Origin of the sequence: Mesorhizobium sp. M0029, assembly GCF_040323735.1 — a bacterium.
Classification (GTDB): Bacteria; Pseudomonadota; Alphaproteobacteria; order Rhizobiales; family Rhizobiaceae; genus Mesorhizobium.
Genome location: NZ_JAMYVF010000009.1, coordinates 157,571 through 171,382 on the forward strand (window position 1 = coordinate 157,571; position 13,812 = coordinate 171,382).

At 63.6% G+C, this 13,812-nt stretch carries 9 protein-coding genes and 1 tRNA gene; 6 read left to right on the forward strand and 4 right to left on the reverse strand.

The annotated features are described in order from the left end of the window. Positions 1–8 precede the first annotated feature (8 nt). Together smc and NKJ76_RS17185 are read left to right on the forward strand one after the other, a co-directional pair. Positions 9–3,467, forward strand: a complete 3,459-nt coding sequence (gene smc, locus NKJ76_RS17180) for a chromosome segregation protein SMC (RefSeq protein ID WP_352537948.1) — start codon at positions 9–11, stop codon at positions 3,465–3,467. 1,231 nt (positions 3,468–4,698) lie between these two features. Beyond that, complete coding sequence (locus NKJ76_RS17185; protein ID WP_023670691.1) at positions 4,699–5,007, forward strand: hypothetical protein; 309 nt, start codon at positions 4,699–4,701, stop codon at positions 5,005–5,007. 117 nt (positions 5,008–5,124) lie between these two features. On the opposite strand, the gene NKJ76_RS17190 is transcribed toward NKJ76_RS17185, so the two are convergent. Beyond that, positions 5,125–5,199, reverse strand: a tRNA-Gln gene (locus NKJ76_RS17190). A 110-nt stretch (positions 5,200–5,309) separates the two neighbouring features. Further along, on the reverse strand, positions 5,310–5,654 hold the full coding sequence (locus tag NKJ76_RS17195) for a VOC family protein (RefSeq protein ID WP_023687172.1): 345 nt from the start codon (positions 5,652–5,654) through the stop codon (positions 5,310–5,312). 217 nt (positions 5,655–5,871) lie between these two features. On the opposite strand from NKJ76_RS17195, the gene ppdK reads away from it, so the two are divergent. The 3 genes from ppdK to NKJ76_RS17210 all read left to right on the forward strand — a co-directional run bounded on the left by ppdK (position 5,872) and on the right by NKJ76_RS17210 (position 10,718). Further along, on the forward strand, positions 5,872–8,577 hold the full coding sequence (ppdK, locus tag NKJ76_RS17200; RefSeq protein ID WP_023684609.1) for a pyruvate, phosphate dikinase: 2,706 nt from the start codon (positions 5,872–5,874) through the stop codon (positions 8,575–8,577). A 174-nt stretch (positions 8,578–8,751) separates the two neighbouring features. Continuing rightward, on the forward strand, positions 8,752–9,852 hold the full coding sequence (locus NKJ76_RS17205; RefSeq protein WP_023805754.1) for a glycosyltransferase family 9 protein: 1,101 nt from the start codon (positions 8,752–8,754) through the stop codon (positions 9,850–9,852). An 89-nt stretch (positions 9,853–9,941) separates the two neighbouring features. Next, complete coding sequence (locus NKJ76_RS17210; RefSeq protein WP_050590348.1) at positions 9,942–10,718, forward strand: polysaccharide deacetylase family protein; 777 nt, start codon at positions 9,942–9,944, stop codon at positions 10,716–10,718. Between the two features lie 165 nt (positions 10,719–10,883). Here the strand turns inward: NKJ76_RS17210 and NKJ76_RS17215 are convergent, their stop codons facing one another. Beyond that, positions 10,884–11,273 carry a DUF427 domain-containing protein gene (locus NKJ76_RS17215; RefSeq protein ID WP_352537949.1) on the reverse strand — a complete coding sequence of 130 codons (390 nt, stop codon included), beginning with the start codon at positions 11,271–11,273 and terminating at the stop codon, positions 10,884–10,886. Between the two features lie 160 nt (positions 11,274–11,433). Beyond that, positions 11,434–11,793: a hypothetical protein gene (locus NKJ76_RS17220; protein ID WP_023670697.1), complete on the reverse strand. Its 360-nt coding sequence runs from the start codon at positions 11,791–11,793 to the stop codon at positions 11,434–11,436. Positions 11,794–12,120: 327 nt separating this feature from the next. Here NKJ76_RS17220 and NKJ76_RS17225 point away from each other — a divergent pair, with 327 nt between their 5' ends. Next, the gene (locus tag NKJ76_RS17225) at positions 12,121–13,749 is read left to right on the forward strand and encodes a fatty-acid--CoA ligase (RefSeq protein ID WP_352537950.1); all 1,629 of its coding nucleotides are present in this window, start codon (positions 12,121–12,123) and stop codon (positions 13,747–13,749) included. Positions 13,750–13,812 lie beyond the last annotated feature (63 nt).

A 13,812-nucleotide genomic window follows, 5' to 3' on the forward strand; every position in this document is an offset into this window, starting at 1 on the left:
AGGCGCGAATGAAGTTTTCGCGCCTTCGCCTCCTCGGCTTCAAGTCCTTCGTCGAACCCGGCGAGTTCGTCATCGAACGTGGCCTGACCGGCATTGTCGGGCCGAATGGCTGCGGCAAGTCGAACCTTGTCGAGGCGATGCGCTGGGTGATGGGCGAAAGCTCATACAAGAACATGCGCGCGTCCGGCATGGACGACGTGATCTTTTCCGGCTCGGGAACGCGCCCGGCCCGCAACACCGCCGAAGTCACGCTGTTCCTCGACAATAGCGACCGGACCGCGCCCGCCGCCTTCAACGACGCCGATGAATTGCAAGTGTCGCGCCGCATCGAGCGCGAAGCCGGCTCGCTCTACCGCATCAACGGCAAGGAAGCCCGCGCCAAGGACGTGCAGCTTCTGTTCGCCGACCAGTCGACCGGCGCGCGCTCGCCTTCCATGGTCGGACAGGGCCGCATCGGCGAACTGATCCAGGCCAAGCCGCAGGCGCGCCGCGCGCTGCTCGAAGAGGCCGCCGGCATTTCCGGCCTGCACACGCGCCGTCACGAGGCCGAGCTTCGGCTGAAGGCGGCCGAACAAAATCTGGAACGGCTGGACGATGTCGTCGGCGAACTGGAGAGCCAGATCGAAAGCCTTAAGCGCCAGGCGCGCCAGGCATCGCGCTTCAAGAACCTGTCGGCCGATATCCGCAAGGCGGAAGCCACGCTCTTGCATCTGCGCTGGACTTTGGCCAAAACCCAGGAGGGCGATGCGCGTTCGGCATTGGCGGTTGCCACAGCTCTGGTCGGCGACCGCGCCGCCGCCCAGATGGCTGCCGCCCGCGAGCAAGGCATCGGCGCCCACCGGCTGCCCGATCTGCGCGATGCCGAGGCCGCCGCGGCTGCCGCCTTCCAGCGCCTGTCGATCGCCAAGGCTCAGATCGAGGAGGAGGCTGGCCGCATCCGCGCCCGCCAGGCCGAACTGGAGCGCCGGCTGCAGCAGCTCGACGGCGACATCGCCCGCGAGGAGCGCATGGTCCGCGACAATGCGGATATTCTTGAGCGCCTGCGCGAGGAAGAAGCCACGCTCAACTCCGAAAATGCCGGCGCCGCCGAGCGCGAGGCCACGACGCGGGCCGCTTTCGAGCAGGCCGGCGCAACGCTGTCGCAGAGCGAAGCCAAGCTCGCTGCGCTGACCGCCGAACGCGCCGAGGCCGCCGCCGCGCGCAATCAGATCGAACGAACGCTGCGCGAAAACGCCGAACGCCGCGATCGCTTTGCCCGCCAGCTGGCCGATGTCGACCGCGAATTGTCCGAGATTGTGTCGAAGGTTGCGGGCTTGCCCGATCCCGCCGAGAAGCGCGCTCTGGTCGAGGACGCGCTCGCCCGGTTGGAGGAGGCCGAGGCCGGCGCCATTGCTGCCGAACAGGCGGTCGCCGAGGCGCGCGCCACCGAGAGTGCCGCCCGTCCGCCGCTGCAGGATGCCAGGGCCGAACTCGCCGGCATCGAGACCGAAGCCCGCACGCTGGCCAAGATCCTCAATGCCGCCAGCGGCGATCTTTTCCCGTCGGTGCTGGAGCAACTCAGCGTCGAACGCGGCTATGAGACGGCCCTTGGTGCTGCGCTTGGCGAGGATCTCGACGTGCCGCTCGACCGCAGCGCGCCGGTGCACTGGGGCGAAAGCCAGGTTCAATCAGGCGATGCGGCCTTGCCGGAAGGCCTCAAGAGCCTCGCCAGCGTGGTGCGCGCGCCTTCGCAGCTTGCCCGACGGTTGGCGCAGATCGGCATTGTCGACACCTCTGACGGCCGCCGGCTGCAGGCTCTGCTCGCTCCCGGCCAGCGGCTGGTCAGCCGCGACGGCGCGCTGTGGCGCTGGGACGGGCTGACCGCCAGCGCCGATGCACCGACCGCGGCCGCGCAAAGGCTGGCGCAGAAGAACCGGCTGGCCGAGCTCGATGCCGAGGCGGTACAGGCGACGCAGATCGTGCGCGAGGCCGAAGCCGCCCTTGCCCAGGCCGAACAGGCACTCCGCCAGGCGAGTGAGGCCGAACGCAATGCCCGCCAGGCCGGGCGCGATGCCCAGCACGGCCTGGACGCCGCCCGCAGCGCACTGGCCGAGGCCGAAAAGGCCGGCGGCGAATTGGCAAGCCGCCGCGCCGCGCTCGACGAGGCGCGCGCGCGCATCGTCGACAGCCATGAAGAGACGGCCGCCGCCTTCGCCGAGGCCGAAATGCTGCTGCAGGACGCCCCCGATCTCGGCGACCTGCAATTGCAGCTTGAACAGACCGCCGCCAATGTCGGCAGGGACCGCGCAACCTTGGCCGACGCGCGCGCCGTCCATGAAGGCCTGCGCCGCGAAGCCGAGGCGCGCACGCGCCGGCTCGACGCCATCGGCGCCGAGCGCAGCAACTGGTTGCAGCGGGCCGAAAACGCCTCGACGCAGATTGCCTCGCTGGGCGAGCGCAGGGCCGAGGCCGAGGCCGAGCGCGAAACGCTGGCCGACGCCCCCGACGAGATCGACGCCAGGCGGCGCGCGCTGCTGTCGCAGCTAACCGAGGCCGAGACCTTGCGCAAGGCAGCCGCCGACCGCTTGCAGGAGGCCGAGACCAAGCAGGCCGAGCTGGACAAGGCCGCCACCGCGGCGATCCAGTCGCTGGCCGATTCCCGCGAAACCCGCGTCCGCGCCGAAGAGCGATTGACCGCCGCCGACGAGCGCCGGCTCGAGGTCGAGGCGCGCATCCAGGAAACGCTGAACACGCCTCCGCATCTGGTCATTCGCCATACTGGCCTGGAAGCCGACAGCCCGATGCCCGAAATGGCCGAGATCGAGCGCCAGCTCGACCGGCTGAAGGTTGAGCGCGAGCGGCTCGGCGCCGTCAATCTGCGCGCCGAGGAAGAGCAGAAGGAACTGTCGGACCGGCTGGAGGCCATCGTTTCCGAGCGCGAGGACATCATCGAGGCAATCCGCAAACTGAGGCAAGCGATCCAGAGCCTGAACCGCGAAGGCCGCGAACGGCTGCTTGCCGCTTTCGAGGTGGTCAACGGCCATTTCCAGCGGCTGTTCTCGCATCTGTTCGGTGGCGGCACGGCCGAATTGCAGCTGATCGAATCCGACGACCCGCTCGAAGCCGGGCTCGAAATCCTGGCCCGTCCGCCCGGCAAGAAGCCGCAGACCATGACGCTGCTGTCCGGCGGCGAGCAGGCGCTGACGGCGATGTCGCTTATCTTTGCCGTGTTCCTGACCAATCCGGCGCCGATCTGCGTGCTCGACGAAGTCGACGCGCCGCTCGACGATCACAATGTCGAACGCTTCTGCAACCTTATGGACGAAATGGCCGCGACCACCGAGACGCGCTTCGTCATCATCACCCACAACCCGATCACGATGGCGCGCATGAACCGCCTGTTCGGCGTGACCATGGCCGAGCAGGGCGTCAGCCAACTGGTCTCGGTCGATCTGCAGGCCGCCGAGGCGATGCGCGAGGCGAGCTGACGCAGCATGCTTTGTTGATTTCGTCGGCGATGGCGTCGATCCGACTGTTGCAACAGGACCGTCGCCCTTGCGACCTGCTTGCGACGCGCATTCTGTAAGGTTCGAAGAGAAGGAATTTAAGCGCCACCTGAGAGCGAACGCCAAAGCCCACATGCAAAGCGCCCGGCCAACGCGAAAGCGATGCCTACAAGGCGCAGATGGCAATAGGCTCCGACCGCAATTCAGCTGCCACGTTTATCGGAAGCCCAGGAAGCTCAGTATCGCAATCACGATAACGACTGCTCCGATGAGCCAGATTATGTTGTTCACCGTATCTCTCCCGAACTAGTTGCTGGGAGTGAACTCGTAAGAGCCTACTAATGTTCCCGCATTTTCTGCGTCGAAACAAAATGGCGGCCATCGCTTCGTCGATTGCCAGACCAAGGTCCGAACAGGGTATGACTGAAGTCCTGACGTCGGAGCCATAGGCCTGAAGGCGGGCAACCTATGCCCTCCCGATACATTGGAACCGGGCTGCCGAGCATGAGTCCCTTCATCGGTGGTCAATCGGGTGCCCGCCATTCCTGAGAGGTTAGCGGGCACCCGATTGTCGTGACACCGCCAACGGCGTGCGTTTCAATAGCGAGGCTAACAGTGACCTTTGTCCAGAGATCTGTGCGTGACGGCGCAACCCGACCCGCAAACGACAACGACAGTCCTGCGGAGGTTTCTTCCGTTCTTGACCTCATACCATCGGCTGACGACGACAAGGTCGCTGAGCTTGTCAGGCGAACAGAGCGCCTGGCAATCGCAGTGGTTATCGGAATCGCGGTTCTGCTGATCTTGGCGCCGGTGGTTTACCTTGCACTTTCTTACGGGATCTGAGACGGCCCGACTTAGGCGATCTAAGATGGCCTGATTGGTCTCGTAAATCTCACAAATTGTGCCGACGGTCTTCCTCGCAAGACGGGTGTTTCCCGTCACAGATCAGGAGATCGAACGCGACGACATAGAAGGGTCCTGTGCAGCGCTCCTTTGTCGAGTGGCGTAACCCTGGTGGTCGGCTTGAAAGAGCGCCTTTACCAGAAGTTGCCAACAGGAGCTGCTGTCGCAACTTCTTCTTTCGATACGCCGTGTTGCACGGGAGCAGCCGTCACTGATCGCGCCCGTGGACCGACGACGCTACTCGGAACCAAAGGGATGGGACGCGGTTATCCCCGCGAAGGGATAATTAGCAGGTGGAGATATTACAATGAAAACAATGATCGTGAGCGCCTTGGCGCTGTTCATTGCCATGCCGACGATAGCTCCGGCAGCCGAAGCTGACGTGGTCATCACGACCCACCATCGACATCATCACAGGAGCGTAAAGGTCATCAATGACCAGGGTCAACGCCTTCATCACCGCAGACACGGCACGGTTGCCTTCTACGACCACGGCCGCAGACATCATCGCCGGGATACGGTCATCGTGACCGGCTCGATCGAGCGCAGCCATCATCGCTATTATCGACATCATCGGCATCATCCCGTCGTCATCCAGGACGACAACGATTACTGATCCTCTCCGCACGGCCCCGGCTCTGTCAACGGAGTCGGGGTCGCGTGGGAGTCAGATAGCTCCTGACGGGAGCCATCGATAAGGTCGGTAAATCATTGATTCCAAAGGCATGTGATTTGGCTGGGGCGCCAGGATTCGAACCTGGGAATGTCGGTACCAAAAACCGATGCCTTACCACTTGGCGACGCCCCAGCAAGCGAGCTTTGCCCGTTGCGCGCGGCCTTATAAGACGAGCGGCACGAAAGCTCAATGCCGAGTTGGCCACTGTGCAAAACTGATCCACCGCTTCGCGCGGGGAAGCGCTATTCGCCCCAGACCGCCAACTCGTTGCCGGCGGGATCGGTGAAATGGAACCGCCTGCCGCCCGGGAACGAGAATATCGGCTTGACGATCGTGCCGCCGGCGCTTTCGACAACGTCGAGGGTTGCTTCCAGATCCTGCGAATAGAGCACCGGCAATGGTTTCGCCGGAGCCTCGCCTGCATCGGCCTGGAAGCCGCCATCGAGCCCTTCGCCGAAGGCTGAATAGGTCGGCCCGTAATCGGTGAACGACCACGAGAAGGCGGCGCTGTAGAAAGCCTTGACGCTGTCCAGCGTCGCGCCGGTCGCGGGCAGTTCGAGATAGTCGAGTTTTCCGTTGAGTTTCATCACGCTGCTCCCAACTTGTTCCCTATATGTTCTATATCTTGGGCAGCGATACAGCAAGTCTTTTTGATGCGGCTTTCCTTAATCGATTGTAGTTGGCGCGCCTGGCCGGCCACGCCTTGCCTTTCGCACTGCAGCATAATAACGCTCGGGTCGGAGCGCGGGGGAACCGGGTCTTGGGCCCCGGGGTTCTAATCTTCCGAGAACTTGGAGGGCGAGCATGACCAAATGGGTCTACACCTTCGGCGATGGCGCCGCGGAAGGACGTGCGGGCGACCGCAACCTTCTCGGTGGCAAAGGCGCCAATCTGGCCGAGATGTGCAGTCTTGGCCTGCCGGTGCCGCCGGGCTTTACGCTCACCACCGAAGTCTGCAACGCCTATTACGCCAACGGCAACAGCTATCCGGCCGCGTTGCAGGCCGATGTCGTCAAGGCGCTGGACCATATCGGGCAACTGACCGGGCGCCGTTTCGGCGATCCGTCGAAGCTGCTTCTGGTCTCGGTCCGCTCCGGGGCCAGGGCCTCGATGCCGGGCATGATGGACACCGTGCTCAATCTCGGCCTCAATGACGAGACGGTCGAGGCGCTGGCAGCCGATTCCGGCGATGCCCGCTTTGCCTATGACAGCTACCGCCGCTTCATCCAGATGTATTCCGATGTCGTCATGGGTCTTGACCACGAAGTGTTCGAGGAAATCCTCGAGGACCAGAAGGCGAGCCTCGGCCACGAGCTCGACACCGAACTGACAGCGCAGGAATGGCAGAGCGTCATTGCCCTCTACAAGGCCAAGGTCGAGGAGGAGCTCGACAGGCCGTTTCCACAGGACCCGCACGAGCAGCTGTGGGGGGCGATCGGCGCGGTGTTTTCCAGCTGGATGAACAACCGCGCCATCACCTACCGGCGCCTGCACGACATCCCGGAAAGCTGGGGCACGGCGGTCAATGTCCAGGCCATGGTGTTCGGCAATATGGGCGAGACGTCAGCCACTGGCGTCGCCTTCACGCGCAACCCCTCGACCGGCGAAAAGATGCTCTACGGCGAGTTCCTGGTGAACGCGCAGGGCGAGGATGTCGTGGCCGGCATCCGCACGCCGCAGAACATCACCGAGGCGGCGCGCATTGCCGCTGGCTCCGACAAGCCGTCGCTGCAGAAACTGATGCCGGACGCGTTTCGCTCCTTCGTCGACATCTCCGACCGCCTGGAACAGCACTACCGCGATATGCAGGACCTCGAATTCACCATCGAGCGCGGCAAATTGTGGATGCTGCAGACGCGTTCCGGCAAACGCACCGCCAAGGCGGCGCTGAAGATCGCCGTCGAAATGGCGCGCGACAAGCTGATCACGACGGAGGAGGCGGTCGCCCGCATCGATCCGGCCTCGCTCGATCAGCTGTTGCATCCGACCATCGACCCCAAGGCCGCGCGCGATGTCATCGGCGTCGGCCTGCCGGCTTCTCCGGGCGCGGCGACCGGCGAGATTGTTTTCTCCTCGGGCGATGCCGAGGATCTGAAGACGCAAGGTCGCAAGGCAATCCTGGTGCGCATCGAAACCAGCCCCGAAGACATTCACGGCATGCATGCTTCGGAAGGCATCCTGACCACGCGCGGCGGCATGACCAGCCACGCCGCCGTGGTCGCGCGCGGCATGGGCAAGCCTTGCGTTTCGGGCGCCGGCTCGCTGCGTGTCGACTACAAGGCCGGCACGCTGATGTCTATGGGCCAGACCTTCCGCAAGGGCGACATCATCACCATCGATGGTAGCAACGGCCAGGTGCTGAAGGGCGCCGTGTCGATGCTGCAGCCGGAACTGTCGGGCGATTTCGCCGCCATCATGGAATGGGCCGATGCGGTGCGCCGCATGAAGGTGCGCACCAATGCCGAGACGCCGCTCGATGCGCGCATGGCGCGCTCCTTCGGCGCCGAAGGCATCGGCCTCTGCCGCACCGAGCACATGTTCTTCGACGGCGAGCGTATCGTCGCCATGCGCGAGATGATCCTGGCCGATACCGAGAAGGACCGCCGCACCGCGCTTGCCAAGCTGTTGCCGATGCAGCGCTCGGATTTCCTCGAACTGTTCGAGATCATGGCCGGCCTGCCGGTGACGATCCGGCTGCTCGATCCGCCGCTGCACGAATTCCTGCCCAAGACGGAAGCGGAGGTGGCGGAGGTCGCCGCCGCCATGAACGTCTCGCCCGACAAGCTCAGGCAGCGCACAGAAGCCCTGCACGAGTTCAACCCGATGCTCGGCCATCGCGGCTGCCGTCTCGCCGTCTCCTATCCCGAGATTGCCGAGATGCAGGCGCGCGCCATTTTCGAGGCAGCCGTCGAGGCCGGCAAGAAAGCCGGCGCGCTGGTCGTTCCCGAGATCATGGTGCCGCTGGTCGGCCTGGTGAAGGAGCTCGACTACGTCAAGGCGCGCATCGATGCGGTCGCCAAGGCTGTCATGGACGAGACCGGCGTCAAGATCGACTATCTCACCGGCACGATGATCGAGCTTCCGCGCGCGGCGATCCGCGCCCACGTCATCGCTGCTACAGCCGAGTTCTTCTCCTTCGGCACCAACGATCTCACCCAGACCACTTTCGGCATCTCGCGCGACGATGCGGCGTCCTTCCTCGAGACCTATCGGCAGAAAGGCATCATCGAGCAGGACCCGTTCGTCTCGCTCGACATCGAGGGCGTCGGCGAACTGGTGCGCATGGCTGCGCAAAAGGGCAGGGCGACACGGCCCGACATCAAGCTCGGCATATGCGGTGAACATGGCGGCGATCCGGCCTCGATCCGCTTCTGCGAAGAGGTCGGCCTCGACTATGTCTCGTGCTCTCCCTACCGCGTGCCGATCGCAAGATTGGCCGCAGCCCAAGCCGCGGTGCAGATTGCCAAAACAGCAGTGCCGCGCCCCAAAAAGAGCGCCGCGGCATCCTGATTTCGACACAGTCCTTTCGGTATCGATGAAACGGCCACCCCTGGGTGGCCGTTTGGCGCTAAGCTTACGATTTTGTAAGCAAATTCACGCTGATGTGCGCGCCCCAACACGCAATCCCGACATCGTTTCTTCCTAATTTCACGGCCCCCCAACCCGCCCGGTGCCGAGAAAAAGATGTTACAGATTTCGCCCAGACCCTTCCGCTCGATCCTGATTATCCAGACCAAGTTCATCGGCGATATTGTTCTGTCCTCCACGCTCGCCAAGAACCTGCAGCTCGAATATCCCGGTGTCAGGATCGTCTTTCTCTGCGAGGCGCGCCTCGCCAGTTTCGTCACCGCGCACGGCATCGCCGCCGAGGTCGTCAGCTTCCGCCGCGCCGCCATGCGCGGCACCCCGCTGGAGCGTGGGCGCGAGCTCTATTCTATGATCAGCAAGCTGCGCCAATTCCGTTTCGACCTGACCATCGACCTCACCGATTCAAAGACATCGCGGCTCATCGTCAGGTTCCTCAACGCCAGCACCCGCATCGGCTACAATCCTCCTGAAAGGCCGCTGCGCTGGCATGAGCGCCAGCCCGCCAATGTCTTTGCTGAGCCGTTCGGTTTTGGCGAACGTCACTATCTCTACCGCTACCTTTCGCCGCTCGAGCCGCTCGGCGTCGGCCTGCGCGTGCGGGTGCCGTCGATTCGGCCATTGCCGATGGAGACGGCGAGGGCCCAGGCATTGCTGGACAAACACCATTTGCGGCCAAACGGCTTTGTCGCGGTGCATGCCGGCGCCAGTTTTCACGGCCGGCGCTGGCAGCATGAACGCTTTGCCGCCGTGATCGACACGATTTCGCGCGAAACCGGACTGGATTTCGTACTCGTCGGCGGCCCTGACGAGCGCAAGCCGGCCGAGCAGATCCTCGCCAGTGCCGCGTCGATCATCAACCTCGTCGGCGCGCTGTCGCTGGAAACGCTGCTGGCGGTGTTGCAGCAGGCGCGGCTGTTTGTCGGCAATGAGAGCGGCCCCATGCACATGGCAGCAGCGGCCGGAACGCCGGTTGTCGGCCTTTTCGGCCTGACCAGCCCGGCCGTCTGGGGACCGGTCGGCGTGCCCAGCCTCGCCTTGCAGCCATCCATGCCGTGCAATTGCGTGGCGGGCAGCCTGTGCAATCCGCTCGATCCCAGCAAGGCCTGCTGCGTCTGGCGCCTCGAGGTCGAACCGGTCGTCGCGGCCGTGCGCGAAGTCCTCTCACGGACGCATGTGGAACTGGAACACGCCGTCTGACGGTGCGCGGCGGTCACATTGTCGGGATATCAGCTTTCTCACGGCCACGATCCCAATTTCCGCCTTGTTGCGGGTCCTGGGATGCGGCTATGACAGCGCCGATTCTCAGACAAGACAGGCATCCCTTGCAAAAGCTGTTTTGCGCCTTGGCGCTATCTATCCTGGCCGTGTCCTCGGCCCAGGCCGCGCCGCTTGTCGAGCCGACGCTGCATCTGAAGGCTGAGGATGGTGGCAGTGGCAATGTCGGCCGCGTCGCGCTTACGCTCGACGCCTGCGGCGGCCAGACCGATACGAGGATCCTGTCGGCGCTGGTGGAGAACCGGATTCCGGCGACGATCTTCGTCACCGGCATCTGGCTGAAGCGCAACGCCGCCGTCGTCGAGATCATGCGCGCGCATCCGGACCTGTTCGAACTGGAAAACCATGGCGGCCATCACATCCCGGCCGTCGACACGCCGCGCAAGATCTATGGCATCCGCAGCGCCGGCAGCCCGGAAGCGGTGCGGGCCGAAGTCGAATCGGGCGCCGCCGCTCTCGCTGGCACCGGCGAGCCGGCGCCGAAATGGTTTCGCGGCGCGACCGCCGAATACAGTCCGTCGGCCATCGCCATGATCCGCAGGCTCGGCTTCAAGATCGCCGGCTTTTCGATCAACGGCGATGGCGGCTCGTTGCTTGGTGCAAAAGAAACCGCCCGGCGCATCGCCGCCGCCAAGGATGGCGATGTCATCATCGCCCACATCAACCAGCCGACCCACGCCGCCGGCGAGGGCGTCGTGCAAGGTCTGCTCGCGCTGAAGGCCAAGGGGCTGATGTTCGTGCGGCTGGATGACGCCGACGGTGTCGGCAACGACGGGACGACTGATTAGGATTGGGCGGCGGCAGGCAGTTTCATCGCCTTTGGACTAACGTCGCCGACGTTTGAGATTAGCCGAGGCCTCTAAACGTCGTCATCCCAGGATGAAACAGGAGCGAAGCTCCGTCGCGAAGACCCTGGGATGACGAAGCGAGCAACGGCGGCTTGAGTCGCTTGCTCAGGCCGGTGCTGCTTCGATAATGACCCTGTTGGGATAAAACGCGCCGTGGTCGCGAATCTCAGCCATTTCGTCGAAGGGCTGCTCATAGCCCCACATCGCGTCCTTGCCGGTCTCACCGGCCGGCAGCACGCTCCAGTAGCTGGCGTCGCCCTTGTAGGGGCAGTGGGTCGACAGGGTGGTTTTGCCGAGCTGGGTGAAGTCGATGTCTTCGAAGGGGATGTAGAATGCCTGGGGGTAGGGCGGTTCGGACAGAAGCTTCGCCCGCGTCGATGAGGCGATCACCGTATCGCCGGCACGCACGACCACGGTACCGCGATAGGGTTCGACGGTGATGACCTTGCCGGGATTGCTCTGAAAGCCGGGGGCGGGGTTGGCGATCTGGTCCATGCGGGGTTCTCCTTCTTCGATTGGGAGCACAGTCCGATTGAGAGCGTGCGGGATTGCTTCCCATGTCTCTAAAATGTGTCTGGAGAACCCGTTGCGCAAGCCTTTGCCAGTAGGCCAGAGCTGGCCTTCCGATCACTAAAAACGATCCCGCGTGGAATGCTCAGGCTGCGGTCTTGAACACGTCCATGAGGCCGGCATAGGCCGCGGCAATACCGGCTACCGGGTTGGTGCTTCTTGACGTCGTCTCGACCTTCAGTGGGCCGCCGCCTGTCGGCAAGGTGAGCAGCAGGAACTGGCGATTGCCGCCGTCGCCGATCGATGCGGCGGCGACATGCTGGCCTTCGCCTTCGTTCTGGACGCACATTTTGAATAGCAGCGTGCCGCCGACCGCCTCAAGGGCGCCGCCGACCACCTCGACAAATTCGTCTTCGGAAACCTTTTTGGCCTCCGGCACGAGATCGGCCAGACTTGCGGCAAGCGTGTCTTCAAGCTCTTTGTCGTCGAGTTGAATATCGTCCAACTGCACGTCTTCGGCCCCGCTGTCAGCCAGCTGCCTGTCGTCGATCTGCCTGTCGTCGATCTGCCTGTCGTCGATCTGCCTGTCGTCGATCTGCTTGTCGTCGAGCTGCGTGTCCATGCGAACCTCTTTCAGTCGCCAATCCGCACCCCTACCCCGTTAACGAACCTTAACGTCGACGATGGCCGGATTGTGGCGGTTTTCCCCGCCTTTCGATCACTGCTTGCTTCAGCCGTTAACGGTTGGAGACGTCATGGCTGGACAATCCGTCCGTTCGTCCCACAATGGAACAAAAGACGGGAAAAACGAGGAAGCAATGGGAGGAACCAGATGCTCGGACTGATGCAGCAATGGCCGCTGCTCTGCCACAAGCTGATCGACAATGCCGAGCGGCAGCACGGGACGCGCGAGATCGTCTCGCGCTCGATCGAAGGTCCTGTCGTTCGCACCACCTATGCTGAAGTTCATCGCCGCGCGCTCAAGGTCGCTCAACGGTTGGAGCGCGATGGCTTTGTGCTCGGCGACCGCATCGCGACCCTGGCCTGGAACACGGCGCGCCACATAGAGGCCTGGTACGGCATCATGGGCATCGGCGCCATCTACCATACGCTTAACCCGCGTTTGTTCCCCGAGCAGATCGTCTGGATCATGAACAATGCGCAGGATAGAGGGATCTTCGTCGACCTGACCTTCATGCCGCTGCTGGAAAAGATCGCCGGCGCGGTCAAATCGCTGAAAAAGGTGATCGTCCTGACCGACAAGGCGCATCTGCCTGAAACGACGCTGCCGAATGTGGTTGCCTATGAGGACTGGTTGAACGAGGCCGATGGCGACTTCGCCTGGAAGGTTTTCGGCGAAAACACCGCAGCCGGCATGTGCTACACCTCCGGCACGACGGGCGATCCCAAAGGCGTGCTCTACAGCCACCGCTCGAATGTGCTGCATGCCATGATCGCCGCCATGCCCGACGCCATGGGCCTCTCCGCGCGGGACACGATCCTCCCCGTCGTGCCGATGTTTCATGCCAATGCCTGGGGCCTTGGCCAGAGCGCGCCGATGATCGGCGCCAAGCTGGTCATGCCCGGTTGCAAGATGGACGGCGCCTCGATCTACGAGCTGCTCGACACCGAGAAAGTGACCTTCAGCGCCGCCGTGCCGACCGTCTGGATGATGCTGCTGCAGCATCTCGAAGAGACCGGCAAGAAGCTTCCCCATCTCAGCAAAGTCGTCATCGGCGGCTCGTCCTGTCCGCGCGCCATCACCAGGAAATTCCAGGACAATTACGGCGTCGAAGTCATCCATGCCTGGGGCATGACCGAAATGTCGCCGCTCGGCACGCTGTGCACCATGAAGCCGCAATATCAAGCGCTCGAGGGCGAGGCCCGGCTCGATATCCAGGGCAAGCAGGGCTACCCGCCCTTCGGCGTCGAGATGAAGGTGACGAACGATGACGACAAGGAACTGCCCTGGGACGGCAAGACCTTCGGCCGGCTGAAGGTGCGCGGTCCAGCCGTCGCCAGCGCCTATTATGGCGGCGTCGGCGCCGAGCAGTTCGACAAGGACGGCTGGTTCGACACTGGCGATGTCGCCCATATCGATTCCGGCGGCTACATGCAGATCACCGATCGCGCCAAGGACGTCATCAAGTCGGGCGGCGAGTGGATATCGACCATCGACCTGGAGAACCTCGCCGTCGGCCATCCCGATGTCGCCGAGGCCGCGGCGATCGGCGTCCATCATTCGAAATGGGGCGAACGGCCCTTGCTGGTCGTGGTCGCCAAACCCGGCAAGGAGCCGAGCAAGGCGGACATACTGGCGTTCATGGACGGCAAGGTGGCGAAATGGTGGATGCCCGACGACGTCGCTTTCATCAGCGAAATCCCGCACACCGCCACCGGCAAGATCCAGAAGATCACCTTGCGCAAGCAGTTCAGCGACTACCGCCTGCCGACGGATTGACCGGGACCGTGCGTTTCCTTGACCTTCAAGCTACCGGCGGCAAAAACGTTAGGGCAGGGGATG

Coding starts and splice junctions, on each gene's coding strand:
- ppdK (WP_023684609.1), top strand. CDS start 5,872: ATGACCAAATGGGTCTACACCTTCGGCGATGGCGCCGCGGAAGGACGT.
- NKJ76_RS17225 (WP_352537950.1), top strand. CDS start 12,121: ATGCTCGGACTGATGCAGCAATGGCCGCTGCTCTGCCACAAGCTGATC.
- NKJ76_RS17195 (WP_023687172.1), bottom strand. CDS start 5,654: ATGAAACTCAACGGAAAACTCGACTATCTCGAACTGCCCGCGACCGGC.
- NKJ76_RS17215 (WP_352537949.1), bottom strand. CDS start 11,273: ATGGACCAGATCGCCAACCCCGCCCCCGGCTTTCAGAGCAATCCCGGC.
- smc (WP_352537948.1), top strand. CDS start 9: ATGAAGTTTTCGCGCCTTCGCCTCCTCGGCTTCAAGTCCTTCGTCGAA.
- NKJ76_RS17185 (WP_023670691.1), top strand. CDS start 4,699: ATGAAAACAATGATCGTGAGCGCCTTGGCGCTGTTCATTGCCATGCCG.
- NKJ76_RS17210 (WP_050590348.1), top strand. CDS start 9,942: ATGACAGCGCCGATTCTCAGACAAGACAGGCATCCCTTGCAAAAGCTG.
- NKJ76_RS17205 (WP_023805754.1), top strand. CDS start 8,752: ATGTTACAGATTTCGCCCAGACCCTTCCGCTCGATCCTGATTATCCAG.